Origin of the sequence: Cryobacterium sp. TMB1-7 (assembly GCF_004402435.1) — a bacterium.
Taxonomy (GTDB): Bacteria; Actinomycetota; Actinomycetes; order Actinomycetales; family Microbacteriaceae; genus Cryobacterium; species Cryobacterium zongtaii.
This window is the reverse complement of record NZ_SOFZ01000025.1, coordinates 84,604-102,836: the sequence shown is the minus strand read 5'-3', so window position 1 is coordinate 102,836 and position 18,233 is coordinate 84,604. Positions and strand designations below refer to the sequence as shown.

The following is an 18,233-nucleotide window of genomic DNA, read 5'->3' as shown; positions in this document are numbered from 1 at the left end:
CATGGCGCTGGGGAATCGTTGGAACAAGGTATCCGAATCACCGACGCGCGCTAACGCCGCCACACTGGCCGAGGAGCTGACCGCGGAGGACCTCTTCACCGAGGCGCCGGCGGTGGTGGACACGGCGCTGGACGAGAAGCTGCGCCAGGCCTACTTCTGGTTGGTGAACCGGGCCGTGATCTCGCCGTTCTACGACGTCGAATTCTCCACCGGCTCCCCGGTCACCTTCGAACTCGGCGACGCCGGCGCCGAACTGCACCTGCCCACCGACCAGTCCTACTCCTCGAACGTCCTGCTGCCGCTGCTCACCTTCGCGGTGGGCGGCAAGTGCCTGCTCGTGGGCGGTCCCGGGCGTGGCAAGACCACCCTGGCCATCCTGATGGGTGTGCTCGCCGGGTCGAGCGCCCGCGAGGTGCGCCGCAACGTGCAACAGGGCCAGCCTCAGGTCACGGTGAGCGACCTGGTCGGGATGCCGCTGCCGCGCGACCTCGTCACCGCCGGGAGCCTGGCCGAGATCGAGATCGCCTGGCGCGGCTGGCTCAGCCAGCCGGTGAAGATCATCGACGAGTACAACCGCATCCCCACCAAGACCCAGTCGGCGCTGCTCACGATGGTGGCCGAGGGCTACGTGGAAAGCCACGACCAGATGCACTCCACCGCGCCGGAATCCGGGGTGGAGAGCTGGTTCTTCACCGCCAACGACGACGCCGGCGGCGGCACCTTCCCGGTGATCCAGGCGCTCCGCGACCGGATGGACGTGACCGTCGCCGCGCAGGGTTTCAACAACCGGTTCTTCGACGAACTCGTCGCCCGCGTCGAGGCCGGCGAACGGCCGGAGGACCACCTGCCGCCCGAGCTCATCTTCGACGCCGACGAACAGCGCCTGCTCGAGGCGGCCATCCGGGCCGTGCCACTGCCCGGTGCGGTGCGTCGCCAGCTAGAGTTCTTCGCCAGCCACTTCGAATTCGTGCAGCAGGGCGGGCGCCGCTTCGAATACCGCACCAAGGACACCGTGCGCACCGGCGGCGGCGAGGTGGCCGAGGTGATCGAGGCCAACTCCGGTGCCGACCTGCAGGTCGACCTCGGCTCGCAGACCAGCAACAGCCTCTCGGTGCGGTCGCTGCAGACCCTCATCCGCTACGCCAAGGCGATGGCTTACTTTCGCGGCCGGCCCGTGGTGGGCCTGGACGACCTGGCCGCCGTGCTGCCCTTCGCCCTGCGCGGCAAACTACTGCCCAACGAACTGCACCCCCGCTTCGACGTGGGTGCCGACCGGGAGCTGGCCACCGACTCGATCAGCTGGCTCGCCGACCTCTTCACCGAGTCCCGCCGGCAGTTCACCGCCCTCGGCCTCGGCGGCAACGACCCGATCAGCGACGCCCTCGACCTGTTCAACCAGGGCCTGGATGCAGTCAGCTCCGCCGAGGCCGCGCAGCGCCTCACCGGCATTGAATCCCTGATCAGCGGCATCGCCAAGCAGGGCAAGCTCTACGGTCGGCACTTCGACGACCTGCTCGCCCTCAAATACCTGCACCAGCGCTACACGAACTACGTCAGCTGGTTGGGGTTCAGCGGGTGACCCAGCGCCCCCGGCACCTCGTGAACGATTCGCTGGAGCTCACCGACGAGGCCCTGCCGGAGACCACGGTCGACCTCGAGCTCTCGGCGACCCGCATTCAGGAGCGGCACGGCGAGGCGGCCGGCGCCCGCTACCGCCACTTCATCGGCCGGGCCGTGGCGGCAGCGCCCGACGCCGACCGGGACGACCTGCTCACCCTCGCCGCCCTCGCCGCCTGGCGCTCGGGTGCGCCGGCGTTCCGAACGGATGCGCTGCGTCGCCTCGACCTGGCCCTGGCCGCCGGCCGCACCGGCCTGCCCGCCCTCGCCGCGGCGCTGGGCCTGGGTGAGGGCGGGGTGGCCCCGTTCGCGGCGTTGCAACTGAATTCCCGGTTCGGTTGGCCCGGCCTGCACGCTCCCGGAGAACTCCTCGCCGTGATCGGCGGTTTCCGCGGCCTCTACGGACCGTGGCTGGCGCCCCCGGTGGCGGCGCTGCCCGGCGACCGGCCGGGCAGCTTCCTGATCCGCACGGGCGGTGCTGCCACGGCCGAGGACTGGCTGCTCACCGTGGATGTCTTCGGGCACACCCTCGTGCGGCTCGCGACCGACGAGCAGGGGAATGTCGACGCTGCGGCCGACGCACGGTGGTCTGCAGCGGGCGATACCGCGCAGGGGCTCGCCGAGACTGGAGCGGCCGGCGCCGTGCTGACCGTGCGCGCCTACACCGCACAGCTGTGGACCCCGGAGGAGAGCCCGTGACGGCTGCGCCGCTCACCCCCGAGCAGCGCAGCGCCTGGCAGAGCGCCCAGGCGCTCTGGGGCGTCGAACTCCACGACCCAGAGCTCGCGCCGGACGCGAAGGAGGCGTCCTTCGCCTGGTTCAGCTTCCCGCCCCAGGTGAACTTCGACCTTCCGCAGGCCGAGCGGCTGGGCGTCGGGGCGTTTCTGGAGAGCATCTTCGCGCACGAGATCGGCCACCACGCCCTTTCTCCCTCGACCCGGCTGACGAGCCTGAAAATCCGGCACCAGATCGCGCGGGCGCTCGCGGCCACCGATGCCGCGCGCATCCCGGATGTCGCCGACCAGGTTCACAAACTCTCGAACCTGTGGTCGGACATGCTCATCAACGTGCGGGTGGCCGAGCTGCAACGGCGGCGGGACGGCGAGGCGACGCCGCCGGAGATGGTGCGGATGTGGGCGGTGCTGGGCGGGAACGACAGCGCCGATCGGCTCTGGTGGGTGCTCCTGCGGGCCTACGAGATTCTGTGGGTGCTCGCGGCCGGGGCACTCTGCCCGGCCGAGCCACCGGCCGTCCCGATAGACCCTGACGAGGTGGTGCGGCAGCGGATATCGAAGATCACCGACGCGTGGCAGAAGAAGAACCGGCTCAATGAGGTCTTGGCCACCAAAGACCCGAAAAAGCTCGCCGAGTTGCAGCTGTCGGAGCGGACCCAGGAGCTGGCCGCCGAAGTGCAGCGCGAGTTCGACGCCCTGGCGCTCACCGACCCGCGGCTCGACGCGGTGCTGCTGGCCGAGACCGTGCGCACCTTCGGTGACGATCCGGTGAGCGGGGCGCTGCGCTTCGGGATGCTGCTGGCACCGTACCTGGTGGCCCAGGGGCCCACCAGGCACCGCCCCGGGTTGGTGGTGCACGGGGGAGGCTGCGACGGCGAGTCCGGAGCAACCCCGGCGACCGCGGGTGAGCTGGTCGCGGTGCTGGGGGATGCGCGCCTACGGGAAGACCCGGAGCATCCGGCGGTGGCCAAGGCCCGCGGCCTCACGACGGCCGGCCCCGGCGCCGGCACGGTGCCGGGCGCCCCGGACTCCCCGGGTGACGGCCCGCCCACCGCGCCCACCGGCCAGGGCTACGGCCTGGCCCGGACGCTGGAGCTCTACCGCGACAGCGGCGCCAACGCTGTCATCGCCGCCTGGTATCAGACCCGGGCGCGCAGCTACGTGAAGCCGCTGCTGCAGCGCACTCCGGATGCGCCCCCGGCGGACGCCGAGATCCCGGGTCCCCTGGCAGCGTGGGAGCTCGGCGACGACCTCGCCGACATCGACTGGGCCGCGTCCATGGCGAGAAGCCCCACGGTCGTGCCCGGGGTGACCACCCGGCAGCGGGAATACCTGCCCGACGCGCCGCCCGTGGCCACCGCGAGCCTCGATCTGGACCTGTACATCGACTCCTCGGGGTCGATGGTGAGTCCCGCCAACGAGTCGCCGGCCGTCCTGGCCGGCAGCATCCTCATCCTCTCGGTGCTGCGCGGCGGCGGCCGGGTGCGGGTGACCTCATTCTCGGCGGCCGGACAGGTCGCCGGTGGCGAGAGATTCACCCGTGACCGCCTCGAGGCGCTGCGTGACCTCACCACCTACTTCGGCTGGGGCACGGTCTTCCCGCTCGACCTGTACGGGAGCCGGTATCGCGGCCTGGGCCGCACCAGCGCGAGTGTGCGCCGGCACGTGGTGGTGCTTTCCGACGAGGGACTGCTCTCGATGTTCGGCGCGGGGCAGCCAGAGCACGCCGACGTCGCCGCCCGGGTGCGCCGCGGGCTCGACACGGCCACCCTGATCCTGCAGGATCCCCGCCGCTCCGTCGCCGAGCCTGCCGCTCTGGCCGGCTATGACGTCGAGTACATCCAGCGGATGGACGATGCCCCGGCCGCCTGCGCCCGGCTCGCCCGGCGACTGACGGAGAGCGATCCGCGCCGTGCCACCCGAACACCAGGAGGATTCCGTGGCTGAGAGACCCGCGCCGTTCTGGCGACGGCTGACCAACTCCGCCGGGCTCAGGGAGCCCGACCGGGGGGAGCTGGCGACGAACGCCACGCCGTTCTCTCCTCCAACCGCGCGGGTGCCGCGCCCGGCGGCCGACGCGGAGCCAGCCGGCGCCACGCCGGATGCAGTTGACTCGGAGGCGCTTCTCGCGGTGTGGTTCGCGCGTGAGCAGGACGACATGCTCGTCTGGCGCACCTGCCTGCCCGGGGCGAATACCGCCGAGATCGCCACCCGCCTGTCACTGGTTCCGGCGTCCTTCCTCGCCGACGACGTGGATATCCTCCCGCTCGCCGAGAATATTCTTGAAATGGAATACGGCGGCGTCGGATCAACGCCGCCGGACCGGAGGGGGCAGGAGGTCCTCCGGATTGTGGACCAGGTGCGTGCCACCGGGTCGGCCGCCGCCCGCCGGGGCGCGGCCCTGGTGCTGTGGCTCTGGGCCAGCGAGGACCTGAACGGTCCGTTGTCGGTGCCCTTGAGCCCGGTTTGGTACGGCCGCGCCATGGCCGCGCTCTCGTTTCGGTTGGCGGCGGTGGTCGACCCGGCCGAGTGGGTGCGCACGGCCGACCGTCGCGACGAAGCAGCCCGCACCTTCCTGCTCTGGTCCGGCCACCTGCCGGCCGGCGAGGACGAGGCCACTGCCAGGTCGATCCTCGCCATGCGCGACTCCCTGCAGCAGAACGCGGCGCTGGCCCAGACCATGGCCGAACACGAACACCGGCTCCAGGTGACCAAACGGCTGCAGGAGGCCAGGGCCCGCGAGGCCGCCGCCCGGTACTCGAATGAGTAACCCGCCGGGGCCGGCCATGGCAGTGCCCGACCCGGACGACCCGCTGGCGCTGGCCGAATACGCCCCGGGCGGCACCGTCGCGCTCACCGACGCCGAACGGTGGCCCACCCTCGATGTGGCCGGCGCGGCGCGGCTGGATGCCGTGCAGCGGCATCCGCTCGCCCCGGCCTGGGTACACCGGACCGGTGACAGGCTCACCGCCGACGGAGTCGCCAGGGCCCAGAGGGCGCTGCCCGTCACCGGTTGGCTGGCCGAGCACCTTGCCATCGCCCGCCGGCTGCCGGCCTACCGCAGGGTCGCCGATACCCTCGGCGAGCTGGGCACCTGGCCCACCGTGACCCGCGACGACCTGCTCGAGAACGTGTCGGCGTTCGTGCCGCTGGATGCCGACCTCGATCGGATGATCGAGGGCTCCAGTTCCGGCACCACCGGGCGGGCGCTGCAGATCCCCGACGACATCGAGGAGGTCGCTCGCAGCTTCCACCTGCTGGTGACCCTGGTGGCCGAGCAGGGCATCGACTGGCGGCCCGACCCGGCACGGATGGCCCTGGCATACCTGGTGCACCAGCGCCAGGCGTTCACGTACACGTCCTCGATCAGCAGTTTCGGTCAGTCCACCATGGCCAGGCTCAACCTGCACCCTTCGCAGTGGCCGGCGCCCGGGCAGCGCGCCGGGTTCCTGCTGGACCAGCAGCCGCAGGTGATCACCGGCAACCCCACCAGCCTGGCGGAGCTGCTGCACCCCGACCTCGTGGCGGACCTGCGGCCGCTCGCGCTGTTCAGCGGCGCGATGGCGCTCAGTCTCGCCCTCCGCCGCGACCTGGAGGCGGCATTCGGCTGCCCGGTGATCGACGTCTACGGGTTGCACGAGACCCGGCCGATCGCCGCCAGCACTGATGGGGGACCCTTCGTGATCCTCGATCGGCGGGTGCACGTGGAGGTGCTCGACGGTTCCGGCCATCCGGTGGCACCCGGGGAGCGCGGCGAGATCGTGGTGACCGCGGGGGAGAACCCGCTGTTGCCGCTGGTGCGGTACCGTACCGGGGACTTCGGCCGGCTGGTCGACGTGGCCGGCCGGCCCGCACTGGCCGACCTGGAGGGCCGGGAGGCCACCCGGTTTCTGGCGCTGGACGGTTCCCTGGTGCCCTGCGTCGACCTCACCCAGCAGTTGCAGGCCGGCGGGGCGCGCGGCTGGGCTGTGCGGCAGGGCGTCGACGGCAGCGTGACCGCCACCGTGGTGGGCGGTGCTACCGGGCAGATCGGTACGGCGCTCCGACGGCTGCTGGCACAGCCGGTGACCGTGACCGCGGTGCCGACCCTGCTCGACCTCGGCGAGGGCAAACCGCGCCGCTACGAGTCGGAGGCGCCGGGCACCTAGCTCACCGTTGCGACACGGATGCGATTGGCAGTGTCTGCACCATTTGTGGCAGTCAGTTCCCGCAGCCGGCCGGCCGGTTTCCCTAGGCTGTGAAGATGCCGATCACCCCCGACACCAAAGACTGGACCTGGGTGCTCGAGCGCCCTTGCCCCGAGTGCGGATTCTCCGCCGCCGAGCTCCGCTACGACGACGTACCCGATCTTGTGCGCCAGAACGCGGCCGCCTGGGCACCCGTGCTCGACCGACCGGATGTTACGGCGCGGCCCGACGACACCACCTGGTCGGAGCTGGAATACGCGGCCCACGTGCGTGACGTGTTCCGCATCTTCGACCTTCGGCTGGGCCTGATCCGCGCCGAGGACGACCCGCTCTTCGCGAACTGGGACCAGGACGCCACCGCGGTGGCCGAACGCTACAACGAGCAGGATCCGCGGGTCGTGGCGGCGGAACTGGCCGCGGCCGCGGCATCCGTTGCCGACGCCTTTGCTGCCGTGCCGCCCGCCGACCGGCAGCGCACCGGCCGCCGCAGCGACGGCGCCCGCTTCACCGTGACCACGCTGGCCCAGTACTTCCTCCACGACCCGACGCACCACCTGCACGACGTGTCCCGCTGACCGGACGTCAGCGATCCAGTCACTTGAACGGCCGACGCTGTAAACTTCGGCCATGACGACGGACCGCAGCGTGGCGCGCAGCCCGGCCGTTGTGGCGCACAAGGTGCTCAACAACAACGTCGTCATCTCGGTCGACAGCGCCGGCCAGGAACGGGTACTGATGGGGCGGGGGCTGGGATTCCAGCTGCAGCCCACCGACACCATCGACCCGGCGAAGGTCGAGAAGACCTTCATCCTCGAGCAGGGCAGCGGAGCCGATCACGCCCGGCAGCTGCTCGCCTCGGTACCGTACCCGGTCATCGAGGCCGTCACGGCCGCCGTCGATGAGGCCGAGCGGATCCTGGGGCGCAGCCTTGGTCGGCGGCTGCCGATGGCCATCATCGACCACGTGCAATACGTGCTCGAGCGTATGCAGAAAGGCATTCGGATCCCGAGCACGGCGATGCCCGAACTGCGCGTGCTGCACCCGCAGGAGTTCGACGCGGCGCTGGCGATGGCACGATCCGTCAGTGCCAGTCTCCAGACCGACCTCCCGGCGGAGGAGGCCGTATTCCTCACGATGCATATTCTCAACGCGACCCGAGACGAGCCCAACGGCACCGCGGCGCTGCTCTTCCGTCGCGTACAGCACGTGGTCACCACGGTCGAGGGCGGCCTCGGCGTGCAGCTGGACGTGGCGAGCCCGGACTACGCGCGGTTCATCCTGCACATCCAATTTCTCCTGCAGCGACTCGTGGCCAAGACGATGCTGCGAGGCTCCGACACGTCGTTCTTCGAGTTCGCCAAACACAGTTATCCGCGCTCGTACGCGATCGCCGCCGACGTCAAGCTGTACGTCAGTGAAGCCACCGGCTCCGAGCTCACCGATGAAGAACTCCTCTACGTGATCGTGCACGTGGAGCGCCTGGCCAACCAGGTTGTGGATGGCGCAGCGCCCTGACGGTGTGCTAGCGTAAGCGTCGCAGGGCGAAGACGACCTGTGGAAGCTCTTCGGATTGTTACTGCGCAAGCAGGCAAAACCTGGACTCTCATCGCATATCGCGATGTCTGAGTTCAGGTCTTTTTTTTGCCCAAAATCCGAAGTCCCGCTTCCTTGGCACGAAGAAGCCGCGATGCCGCGGCGGAAGGTGAACCAGAACGATGGATTACTCCAAAACCGCTGCTGCGGTTCTCAAGGGCGTGGGCGGCGAAGACAATGTCTCGTCGCTGGTGCATTGCGCCACCCGGCTGCGGTTCGTGATCAAGGACGACTCGAAGATCGACAAGGCCGGCGTGAAGTCGGCCCCGGGCGTCATCGCCACGGCCGAGGCCGGCGGCCAGTACCAGGTCGTCATCGGCAACGAGGTCCCAGAGGTCTTCGCCGAGATCGGCAAGATCTCCAACCTGACGGGCGGGTCGACGAACACGACCGGTGCCACGACGGATGCCTCGAAGGGCAACCTGCTCAACCGCTTCATCGCGATGATCTCGGCGATCTTCACGCCGCTGTTGTGGGCGTTGGCGGGAACCGGCCTGCTGAAGGCATTCCTGGCGGCGGCGGCGACCTTCGGCTGGATCGACACGGCCACGACGACGTACACGATCCTCAATGCCCTGTCGGACTCCTTCATCAACTTCCTGCCGCTCGCCATCGCGATCACCGCAGCCAAGTACTTCAACGCGAGCCAGTTCACCTCCCTCGCTATCGCCGGCGCCCTGGTGTACCCATCCATCGTCGCGCTCAACGGCGTTCCGGACATCACCTTCTTCGGCATCCCGGTCACGATGGTCAGTTACGTGTCCAGCGTCATCCCGATCATCGTGGTGGTTTGGCTGCAGAGTCACGGTGAAGCATTCCTTTATGCCAAACTGCCGTCTGCGATCCGTCGCTTCGTGACCCCGATGATCATGGTCCTCGTCCTCGTTCCGATGGTCTTCCTGATCATCGGTCCGCTCTCCAACCTGATCAGCACCGGACTTGCCGGCGGTATCGGCTGGGTCTTCAACGTGGTGCCCTGGCTCGGCGGCGCGATTATGGGTGGGCTCTGGCAAGTCTTCGTCATCTTCGGACTGCACTGGGGCATCGTGCCGCTGATGACGGCCGAACTCCAGAGCACCGGACTGATCTTCATCCTCGCCCCACTGTTCGCCGCCGTGCTCGCACAAGCAGCGGCCGTGGCGGGCGTCTGGGTGCGAACGAAGAACAAGGACCTGAAGTCGCTGGCGGCTCCAGCCACCCTTTCGGGCTTCCTGGCCGGTGTCACCGAGCCTGCGATCTACGGAGTGAACCTGCCCCTGAAGAAGCCGTTCGTCTACGGCATCATCGGTGGTGTGCTCGGCGGTGCCCTGATCTCCGCCGGTGGCGTCGCGTCAAACGCCTTCGTGCTCCCCTCGGCACTGGGCCTTCCCGCGCTATTCAGTGAGGGCAGCATCGTGATGTTGTTCCTCGGCCTGGCCGTCGCCGTCATCGTGCCGTTTCTCCTCACCGTCATCGTAGGGTTCAAGGATCCGGTCGAAGAGGCCGCGGCCCCGGCGGAGAGCACCGACCTGCAGGTGCTCAGCCCGCTGGACGGCACCGCCGTCGCCCTCACCGAGGTGCCGGACGCGGTCTTCGCCGGTGGCGCGCTGGGCTCGGGTGTCGCGATCATCCCCCGTGTCGGCGCCCTGTACGCACCGTTCGACGCCGTCGTGGCTGCGGCGTTCCCGACCGGCCACGCCATCGGCTTGCAGCACGCCGATGGTGCGGAGCTGCTGATCCACATCGGTATCGACACCGTCAAGCTCGGCGGCCGGCACTTCACCCTCAAGGTGGAGAAGGGCCAGCGGGTCTCGGCCGGCGACCTCCTGGTGGAGTTCGACATCGCGGCGATCACCGCGGCCGGCTACGACATCACCACCCCGGTCATCATCACCAACCCCAGGAAGTACCCGACCATCGGCTCGCCCGCATCGGGACCGGTGGCCCACGGCGACGCCCTCTTCCTCGCCATCGCCGAAGCAGAACTAGCCATCGCCTAACAAGCACACCCAGCACGTCTCGGCAGAGGAGCGGCCCGACCGCTCCTCCGCCCCGTGCACTGCACCACATCTGCACTGCGTAATAGAAGGAGCACACGAATGACTGATTCAACAACGTTTCCCGCTGATTTCCTCTGGGGCGGCGCCACTGCCGCGAACCAGATCGAAGGCGCATACAACGAGGGCGGCAAGGGCCTGTCGATCCAGGACGTCATGCCCCAGGGCATCACTACGCCGCGTACTGACGGCCCCACCGACGACAACCTCAAGCAGGTGGCCATCGACTTCTACCACCGCTATGCCGAAGACATCGCCCTGTTCGCCGAGATGGGCTTCAAGACCTTCCGCTTCTCCATCGCCTGGAGCCGGATCTTCCCGCTCGGCGACGAGGCCGAGCCCAACGAAGAGGGCCTCGCGTTCTACGAGCGGGTTCTCGACGAGTGCGAGAAGCACGGCATCGAGCCGCTGGTGACCATCTCGCACTACGAGACGCCGCTCCACCTCACCGACACCTACGACGGCTGGGTCAACCGCGAGCTGATCGGCTTTTACGAGCACTACGCCCGCGTGCTCTTCGCCCGCTACGGCGCCCGGGTGAAGTACTGGCTCACGTTCAACGAGATCAATTCCGTGCTGCACGCCCCGCTTCTCTCTGGCGGTATCAACACTCCCAAGGACCAGCTCACCAAAACCGACCTGTACCAGGCCGTTCACAATGAGCTGGTTGCCAGCGCGCTGGCCACCAGGGCCGCCCGCGAGCTCGCCCCAAACGCCCAGGTCGGCTGCATGATCCTCGCAATGCCCGTGTACCCGCTGTCGCCGTCCCCCGATGACATGATGGCGTCGCTCACCACCGAGCGCACCAACCTCGCCTTCGGAGACATCCACGTGCGCGGTGAATACCCGGGCTACTACCTGCGGAGCCTGCGGGACCAGGGCGTCGACCTTGTCATCACCGACGACGACCGCGCGGTCCTCAAAGAGAACACCGTCGACTTCGTCTCGCTCAGCTACTACGTGAGCGTGGCCGAGACGGCTGACGAGTCGCAGCGGGTCGTCGGCAAGGGCAACATCATGGGCGGTGTGCGCAACCCGACGCTGAAGGAATCAGAGTGGGGCTGGCAGATCGACCCGGTGGGCCTGCGCATCGTGCTGAACCAGTTCTGGGATCGCTGGCAGAAGCCGCTCTTCATCGTGGAGAACGGCCTCGGCGCGAAGGACGAGCTTGTGGAGATCGACGGCCGCAAGACCGTCATCGACGACTACCGCATCGCCTACCTGAACGACCACCTCGTGCAGGTCGGCGAGGCGCTCACCGATGGCGTGGAGGTGATGGGCTTCACACCCTGGGGCTGCATCGACCTCGTCAGCGCCAGCACGGCACAGATGAGCAAGCGCTACGGGTTCATCTACGTCGACCGCTACGACGACGGCAGCGGCACCCTCGATAGGTACAAGAAGAAGTCGTTCGACTGGTACGCCGAGGTCATCGAGTCGAACGGTGCCAGCCTCACCCGCTAGCGTCGATGTATAGGTATTAACCCTTGGGTGGTCTTCCGGACCCGGTTCGGCCCGGGAGACCGCCTCGTTTGGAGCTCCACATGATTTCCCCGCGCATCGCCTTTCTCGACGTGGACGGCACCCTCATCGACTCGGGCGAAGTGATCGCCCCGTCCACCATCGAGGCGGTGCGGACCGCCAGGGCCAACGGGCACCTGGTCTACCTGAGCACCGGGCGGGCGTCGGTGGAGATCTACGCGGCGATCCGCGACATCGGCTTCGACGGTGCCATCACCGCCGGTGGCGGTTTCGCCGAGATCGGCGACGAACTCGTGATCTCCCGCACGATGCCCGAGGATGCGGTCGCCCGGATGGTCGGCTTCTATGAGGAGTCGGGGTACGACTTCTACCTGCAGTCCTACGACGAGCTCTTCCCGAGCCCCGGGGTCCGGGGGCGGTTCGCGGCGTACCTCGACGACGACAGCGAGCGGAAGGGTGAAACCCGTACTGACCTGGCCTCCGTGACCGACGCCGACGAGCACCCCGCGCTGAAGGCATTCGCCGACGTACGACCGCTTCGTTACACCGGCATCGCGAAGTCCGTGTTCCTCGCCGCCGACCTCACGGCCTTCGACAGGGTGTCGGAAGCGCTCAGCGGCGACTTCCACGTGATCACCGGCACCATCCCGCACATGGGTAGGGGCAGCGGCGAGGTCACCCTTGACGGGGTGAACAAGGGCACCACCCTCCTGCAGCTGCTCGACAGGCTCGGCATCGACGCGGCATCCGCCATCGGCATCGGCGACAGCACCAACGACATCGAGATGCTGCAGGTCTGCGGCGTCGGCATCGCCATGGGCAACGCCACCGACACGGTCAAGGCGCACGCCGACGAGGTCACCACCTCGGTCCTCGACGACGGCGTCTGGAACGCGTTCCGCCGCCACGGCCTGATCTGAGTGCTGCTCGCCCCGGGTTGCGCGGGTAGCCTGAGCGGATGAACGAGCCCTCGGCCGAGATGCGCGCGCGGCTGACCGCGTGGGGTGTGACGCCCGTGGGGACGGGGTTCTCGACACCGTCGAGCGAGCTCATGCCCGGTACCCGCGGGGGTGAAGCCGTGATGCTCAAGATCGCGCTGGTGGAGGAGGAAGCTCGGGGTGCCACCCTCCTCGAGTGGTGGGGCGGGCATGGAGCCGCGCGGGTGTTGGCGCGGACCGACCGGGCGACGCTGATGGTGCGAGCGACCGGTTCTCGCGATCTGACGGTCATGGCGGCGGCGGGTCAGGATGCGGCAGCGACAGCCGTCCTCGTGCAGACCGCGCTGACCTTGCACGAGCACACACCGCCCTCCTTCAGCGAGGTGCCTCTCGTCGCCCTCCGCGACTGGTTCCAGGTCCTGCTCACCACCCGGTCCGACGACCCGGTGCTGCAGCGGGCGGCCGAACGGGCCGAACGGCTGCTGGCCACGACCTCGCCGGCGGATGTTGCGGTGCTGCACGGCGACATCCACCACGGCAACGTGCTCGACTTCGGCGACCGCTGGGCGGTGATCGATCCGAAGGGCCTGATCGGGCATCGCGCCTTCGACTTCGCCAACATCCTCTGCAACCCGACAGAGACGGCCGCGCTCGACAATCTCGCGGCGCGGCTGACCACCATCAGCCGCCAGGCGAGCATCGACCCGGTGACGCTAGCGGAGTGGACCATCGCCTGGTGCGGTCTGTCCCTGGCCTGGGCGCGGGGCGACGCCATTCCCACCTGGCATGCCCGAAGCGCCCGCGCCGTGGCGGAACTCCTGTTGGAAAGCCTGAACGACGGGTATAAGTCGAGTGGAACTTTCAGCATCGGAGCGTAGTGTCGGGGATACGCATTGCGCAGTTCTATGTGGTGACACTGGAGGTCTTCTGTCATGTCCCGAACCTGGTTGAAGTGGATGCCCGCCGTCGCGGTTCCCACCGTGATCGTCGCGGGGGTCCTCGCGGTTCCGTTGCAGGCCGGCGCGGCCGTTGACCTGCCGGACAAGACCCCGCAGGACGTGCTCGAACTGGCGGCCGGCAGCACCGTCGACACCTTCTCCGGCACCATCGAGCAGACCTCGGATCTCGGACTGCCCGAGATCCCCAGCACCGGGGACGCCGCCACCGCCGAGTTCGCCGACGCCCTCGACCTGCTCACCGGCAGTCACACCGTGCGGGTCTACCAGAACGGCCCCGACCAGAGCCGGGTACAGGTGCAGGACACCATGTCCGAGCGCAACCTGATTCAGAACGGCGCCGACCTCTGGCTCTACGACTCCGCCGACAACACCGCCGCGCACACGACCCTGCCGGCCGACACGGGTGACCGGTCGGCGCCGGGTTACACGCCGAGCGAGATGGCCGACACGTTCCTCGCCGAGGTGGCGCCAAGCACCGAGGTGACCCTGGGTGAGAACACCGAGGTGGCCGGTCGCACCGCGTACGAGCTGGTGCTCACCCCGAACACCGACGACACCCTGGTGGGATCCGTCTCGATCGCTGTCGACTCCGAGACCGGGCTGCCGCTGCGCGTGCAGGTCGAGGCGCAGGAGGCAGCGGAGCCCGTGATCAGCGTGGCCTTCACCTCGCTCAGCTTCGACGCCCCGCCCGCCGACCTGTTCGTCTTCACCGCGCCGGCCGGAGCCACGGTCACCGAGGAGACCCTGCCCGCCAAGGACGCGGCCGGCCACCCCGAGGGTGAGACCAGCGGCGTGACCGTCACGGGCTCCGGCTGGGACGCCGTCGTGTCTGTGCCGGCCGGCGCGGATGCCGCGGCCATGGCCGAACTCGCCGCCTCACCCCTGTACAGCCAGCTCACCGACGCCGTTGACGGCGGCCGGGCCCTGAGCACCACCCTCATGAGCGTGCTGATCACGGACGACGGCCGGGTCTTCGCCGGTTCCGTCCCTGTGGAGCGGCTGCAGGCCGCCGCAGCCCAGGAGTGACCATCGCCGCCCGGGCCGGCGACCTGGCCATCGAGACCCGGGCTCTTACCAAGCGGTTCGGCCGCCAGATCGCCGTGGACGCCATCGACCTTGCTGTGCCGATGGGCTCGGTGTTCGGCTTCCTCGGCCCGAACGGGTCGGGCAAGACCACCAGTATCCGGGTGATGCTCGGCCTCGCCGGGGCCACCAGCGGCGAGGTCAGCCTGCTCGGTGAGTCGATGCCAGGCCGCCTGGCCAGGGTGCTGCCGCAGGTGGGCGCCCTGGTGGAGGGCCCCGCGTTCTACCCGTTCCTCTCCGGCGCCGCCAACCTGCGCCGGCTCGACTCCGCCGACCGCGCCGCGCCCGGCCGCAGCCGCCGGGCCCGGGTGGACCGCGCGCTGGACCGGGTGGGCTTGTCGAACGCGGCGGGCAAGAAGGTGACGGCGTACTCGCTGGGTATGAAGCAGCGCCTGGGCATCGCGAACGCCCTGCTGATGCCGCGCCGACTGCTCGTGCTGGACGAACCGACCAACGGACTCGACCCGCAGGGCACCCGCGAGGTGCGCGCCCTGGTGCGATCCCTGGCCGGCGAGGGGACCACGGTCTTCGTGTCCAGCCATCTGCTCGCCGAGGTGGAGCATATGTGCACGCACGCGGCCATCATGAGCGCCGGACGCCTGGTGTCCCAGGGCACCCTCGACGAGCTGCGCGCCGGTGCAGCCAGGGTGCGGGTGCGAACCCCGGATGCCGCGGCGGCGATCCGGGTGCTGGCCGCCGCCGGACTGGTGGCCGAGCTGGAGTCCCCGCCGGACGAGCGCGGCGCCGAGAGTTTCTCCTCCGTCGGCGGTTCCTCGAACCGGCCCGCCGACCACTGGGTGAGCGCCCCCCTCGAGGTGCCCGCAGGCGGACACCTCGCAGAGGAAGACCTCGTCGCGGCGCTCGTCGCCGGCGGGGTGCGGGTGCGTGGCTTCCACCTGCAGGACACCAGCCTCGAGGACCGCTTCGTGGCTCTCACCGGAGAGGGGTTCGACGTTGTCCGATAAGACGGTGTCCCATAAGACGGTGTCCGATAGGTCGGTGTCCGACAGAACGTCGCCAGAGAGTGGGCCAGCGGCATCCTCGGCGACGGCTCGACCCGGCGGCGCCTGGGCGCTGCTGGTCTCCGAACTGACGGTGCTCTTCCGCCGCCGCCGCACCTGGGCGCTGCTGCTCGCGTTGGCCGCGGTGCCGGTGCTCATCGCCGTCGCCGTGCGGCTCTCCTCGCAGGAGCCGACCCCCGGCCGCGGTCCGCCGTTCCTCGACCAGGTCACCCAGAACGGCCTGTTCGTCGCCGTGACCGGACTCATCGTGTCGATCCCGCTGTTCCTGCCGCTCACCGTGGGCGTCGTCGCGGGCGACACCATCGCGGGCGAGGCCGGCCTGGGCACCCTGCGCTACCTGCTCGCGGCCCCGGCCGGACGGGTCTGGTTGCTCGTGGTGAAGTACATCGGCGCCGCGGTGTTCTGCCTCGCGGCAACGCTCACCGTCGTCACCGCCGGGGTGCTCGCCGGGCTGGCACTGTTCCCGGTCGGCCCGCTGACCCTGCTCTCCGGAGATACCATCAGCCTGGCCGAGTCATTCCTGCGGGCCCTGCTCATCGCCGGCTACGTCACGGTCTCACTGCTCGGCCTCTCGGCCATCGGGCTGTTCCTCTCCACCCTCACCGTGGTGCCCGTCGGGGCGATGGCCGCCACCATCGTGCTCTCGGTCGTGGCGCAAGTGCTCGACTCTCTGCCGCAACTGGACTGGCTGCATCCGTGGCTGTTCAGCCACTACTGGCTCGACTTCGCCGACCTGCTGCGGCAACCGATCGATTTCACCTCGTTCGGCGCCAACGCGTTGCTGCAGGGCGGCTATCTGCTGGTCTTCGGGGCGCTCGCCTACGGCCGATTCGCCACCAAGGACATCCTGAGCTGAGGTCGCGGGGCAACCCGAGACGGGCCCGCGCTGCGCCGCTTTCTATGCAATTGACATGAGTGTGCCAGAACGGGCCGCTATCGCAGGTCCCTTGCAGAACGGGAGCCTACGGTAATATTCTGCCCTCATTCGGGGGGTGAATCCGGAGGCACCTGTTTTGGCAATCGAAAGTACCCCACCCGTCGTTAGACCGAGCAGCCCGCCGCGGGTTCGCTTGGCGGATGTTGCCGTTCGGGCCGACACCTCGTGCGCCCCGGCCGACGCGGGCACAATCGTGACGGGCATCGCCCTCTCCACCCAGTCGGTGCAGCCGGGCGACCTTTTTGTGGCCCTGCCCGGCAAGAACGGCCACGGCGCCGCGTACACCGACGGCGCGGTGCAGGCCGGCGCGGTCGCCGTGCTCACCGATGCAGACGGCGAGGCCGAGGCGCGTGCCGCCGGCGTGCCCGTTCTCGTGAGCGACAACCTGCGCGGCCGCCTGGGCGACCTCAGCGCCTTCATCTACGGCACCGCCGACAGCGCCCCCACGATCTTCGGCATCACCGGAACCAACGGCAAGACCACCACCGCCTACGTGCTCGAGGCCGTGCTGCGCCAGATGGGCCTGGTCACCGGCCTGTCCACCACGGCCGAACGCCACATCGCGGGCGAGGTCTTCGTCTCCAGGCTCACCACCCCAGAGGCCACCGACGTGCACGCTCTCCTCGCCCGCATGAAGGAAAAGCAGGTGGAGGCCGTGGTGCTCGAAGTCAGCGCCCAGGGCCTGACCCACGGCAGGGTCGACGGCATCGTCTTCGACGTCGCCGGCTTCACCAACCTCTCGATCGACCACCTCGACGACTACGGCACCATGGAGAACTACTTCGACGCCAAGGAGCTTCTGTTCCGGCCGGACCGCGCCCGCAGAGGCGTCGTGAGCATGGAGACCCCCTGGGGCCTCAAGCTGCTGTCCGAGCCGAAGATCCCGGTGACCTCGATCTCGGCGGATGCCAAGACCGACCCGGATTGGCGCCTGGAGATCCTCGAGGCCCTGCCGGAGGCCACCCGGTTCCGGGTGCAGAACCGGGCCGGCGAGTTCGTCGAAACGACGGTCGCGCTGCTGGGCGACCACCTCGTCGCGGACGCCGGGCTGGCCGTGGCGATGATCGTCGAGGCCGGCTACGACGCCGCCCGGGTACAGGCGGCGCTGCAGGACGGCATCGAGGTGTACATCCCCGGCCGCACCGAGAGCGTGTCCGGTCCGACCGGCCCGCGCGTCTACGTGGACTTCGGCCACAGCTCCGACGCGTTCGAGAAGACCCTGCGTGCGGTCAAGGCCGTCACCACGGGCCGGGTCATCATGCTCTTCGGCGCCGACGGCGACCGGGACCCGGTCAAGCGCCCCGAAATGGCGCGCGTCGCGGCGGCCGGCTCCGACATCGTGGTCATCACCGACCATCACCCCCGCTTCGAAGACCCTGCCAGCATCCGACGGATGCTCGTGGACGCCGCCAGGGAAGCCTTCCCCACCAAGCAGATCGTGGAGGTCTCACCGCCGGAGGCCGCGATCGACTACGCGGTCGACCTGGCCAGGGACGGCGATGCCATCCTCTGGGCCGGACCCGGCCACCAGGACTACCGCGATATTCGAGGAGTGCGCACACCGTACTCGGCGCGCGCGTTGGCCCGGGAGGCCCTCGCCCGGCACGGCTGGCCGGTCTCCTAACTCGCGAACTGTGACTTAATC

15 protein-coding genes are annotated in these 18,233 nt (G+C 69.2%); all 15 read left to right on the top strand.

The genetic code is table 11. The features are described from left to right. Window position 1: 1 nt before the first annotated feature. On the top strand, window positions 2–1,579 hold the full coding sequence (locus E3O60_RS11690) for a MoxR family ATPase (RefSeq protein ID WP_241983698.1): 1,578 nt from the start codon (window positions 2–4) through the stop codon (window positions 1,577–1,579). Beyond that, the gene (locus E3O60_RS11685; protein ID WP_088454811.1) at window positions 1,576–2,316 is read left to right on the top strand and encodes a hypothetical protein; all 741 of its coding nucleotides are present in this window, start codon (window positions 1,576–1,578) and stop codon (window positions 2,314–2,316) included. The genes E3O60_RS11690 and E3O60_RS11685 overlap by 4 nt, the downstream gene beginning before the upstream one ends. Then, a complete protein-coding gene (locus E3O60_RS11680; RefSeq protein WP_174845062.1) occupies window positions 2,313–4,298 on the top strand; it encodes a VWA domain-containing protein in 1,986 nt (661 codons plus the stop codon). Before E3O60_RS11685 ends, E3O60_RS11680 begins: the two co-directional genes overlap by 4 nt. Next, window positions 4,291–5,121, top strand: a complete 831-nt coding sequence (locus E3O60_RS11675) for a phosphohydrolase (RefSeq protein ID WP_134408796.1) — start codon at window positions 4,291–4,293, stop codon at window positions 5,119–5,121. The genes E3O60_RS11680 and E3O60_RS11675 overlap by 8 nt, the downstream gene beginning before the upstream one ends. Next, window positions 5,114–6,499, top strand: a complete 1,386-nt coding sequence (locus tag E3O60_RS11670) for an AMP-binding protein (RefSeq protein ID WP_241993254.1) — start codon at window positions 5,114–5,116, stop codon at window positions 6,497–6,499. Before E3O60_RS11675 ends, E3O60_RS11670 begins: the two co-directional genes overlap by 8 nt. 95 nt (window positions 6,500–6,594) lie before the next feature. Next, on the top strand, window positions 6,595–7,113 hold the full coding sequence (locus E3O60_RS11665) for a DinB family protein (RefSeq protein ID WP_088457787.1): 519 nt from the start codon (window positions 6,595–6,597) through the stop codon (window positions 7,111–7,113). A 52-nt stretch (window positions 7,114–7,165) separates the two neighbouring features. Continuing rightward, window positions 7,166–8,053, top strand: a complete 888-nt coding sequence (locus E3O60_RS11660; protein WP_088454813.1) for a PRD domain-containing protein — start codon at window positions 7,166–7,168, stop codon at window positions 8,051–8,053. A gap of 200 nt (window positions 8,054–8,253) precedes the next feature. Further along, window positions 8,254–10,110 (top strand): beta-glucoside-specific PTS transporter subunit IIABC, encoded by a 1,857-nt coding sequence (locus E3O60_RS11655; protein WP_134498160.1) that lies wholly within the window; start codon window positions 8,254–8,256, stop codon window positions 10,108–10,110. A 99-nt stretch (window positions 10,111–10,209) separates the two neighbouring features. Next, entirely contained in the window at window positions 10,210–11,631 is a 1,422-nt protein-coding gene (locus tag E3O60_RS11650) for a glycoside hydrolase family 1 protein (protein ID WP_134498158.1), read from the top strand. An 80-nt stretch (window positions 11,632–11,711) separates the two neighbouring features. Further along, window positions 11,712–12,569, top strand: coding sequence for a Cof-type HAD-IIB family hydrolase (locus E3O60_RS11645; RefSeq protein ID WP_134498156.1), 858 nt, complete (start codon window positions 11,712–11,714; stop codon window positions 12,567–12,569). 38 nt (window positions 12,570–12,607) lie between these two features. Further along, window positions 12,608–13,465: an aminoglycoside phosphotransferase family protein gene (locus E3O60_RS11640; protein WP_134498154.1), complete on the top strand. Its 858-nt coding sequence runs from the start codon at window positions 12,608–12,610 to the stop codon at window positions 13,463–13,465. A 54-nt stretch (window positions 13,466–13,519) separates the two neighbouring features. After that, window positions 13,520–14,572 carry a sigma-E factor regulatory protein RseB domain-containing protein gene (locus E3O60_RS11635; protein WP_174845061.1) on the top strand — a complete coding sequence of 351 codons (1,053 nt, stop codon included), beginning with the start codon at window positions 13,520–13,522 and terminating at the stop codon, window positions 14,570–14,572. Continuing rightward, window positions 14,569–15,594: an ABC transporter ATP-binding protein gene (locus E3O60_RS11630; protein WP_134498152.1), complete on the top strand. Its 1,026-nt coding sequence runs from the start codon at window positions 14,569–14,571 to the stop codon at window positions 15,592–15,594. Before E3O60_RS11635 ends, E3O60_RS11630 begins: the two co-directional genes overlap by 4 nt. 109 nt (window positions 15,595–15,703) lie before the next feature. Further along, on the top strand, window positions 15,704–16,507 hold the full coding sequence (locus E3O60_RS11625; protein ID WP_240632526.1) for an ABC transporter permease: 804 nt from the start codon (window positions 15,704–15,706) through the stop codon (window positions 16,505–16,507). A gap of 214 nt (window positions 16,508–16,721) precedes the next feature. After that, window positions 16,722–18,212, top strand: a complete 1,491-nt coding sequence (locus E3O60_RS11620; RefSeq protein ID WP_241993253.1) for a Mur ligase family protein — start codon at window positions 16,722–16,724, stop codon at window positions 18,210–18,212. Window positions 18,213–18,233 lie beyond the last annotated feature (21 nt).

Bases quoted from the DNA above. Each gene is read 5' to 3' on its own strand.
- E3O60_RS11670 (WP_241993254.1), top strand. From the start codon at position 5,114: ATGAGTAACCCGCCGGGGCCGGCCATGGCAGTGCCCGACCCGGACGAC.
- E3O60_RS11650 (WP_134498158.1), top strand. From the start codon at position 10,210: ATGACTGATTCAACAACGTTTCCCGCTGATTTCCTCTGGGGCGGCGCC.
- E3O60_RS11655 (WP_134498160.1), top strand. From the start codon at position 8,254: ATGGATTACTCCAAAACCGCTGCTGCGGTTCTCAAGGGCGTGGGCGGC.
- E3O60_RS11690 (WP_241983698.1), top strand. From the start codon at position 2: ATGGCGCTGGGGAATCGTTGGAACAAGGTATCCGAATCACCGACGCGC.
- E3O60_RS11660 (WP_088454813.1), top strand. From the start codon at position 7,166: ATGACGACGGACCGCAGCGTGGCGCGCAGCCCGGCCGTTGTGGCGCAC.
- E3O60_RS11645 (WP_134498156.1), top strand. From the start codon at position 11,712: ATGATTTCCCCGCGCATCGCCTTTCTCGACGTGGACGGCACCCTCATC.
- E3O60_RS11635 (WP_174845061.1), top strand. From the start codon at position 13,520: ATGTCCCGAACCTGGTTGAAGTGGATGCCCGCCGTCGCGGTTCCCACC.
- E3O60_RS11640 (WP_134498154.1), top strand. From the start codon at position 12,608: ATGAACGAGCCCTCGGCCGAGATGCGCGCGCGGCTGACCGCGTGGGGT.
- E3O60_RS11665 (WP_088457787.1), top strand. From the start codon at position 6,595: ATGCCGATCACCCCCGACACCAAAGACTGGACCTGGGTGCTCGAGCGC.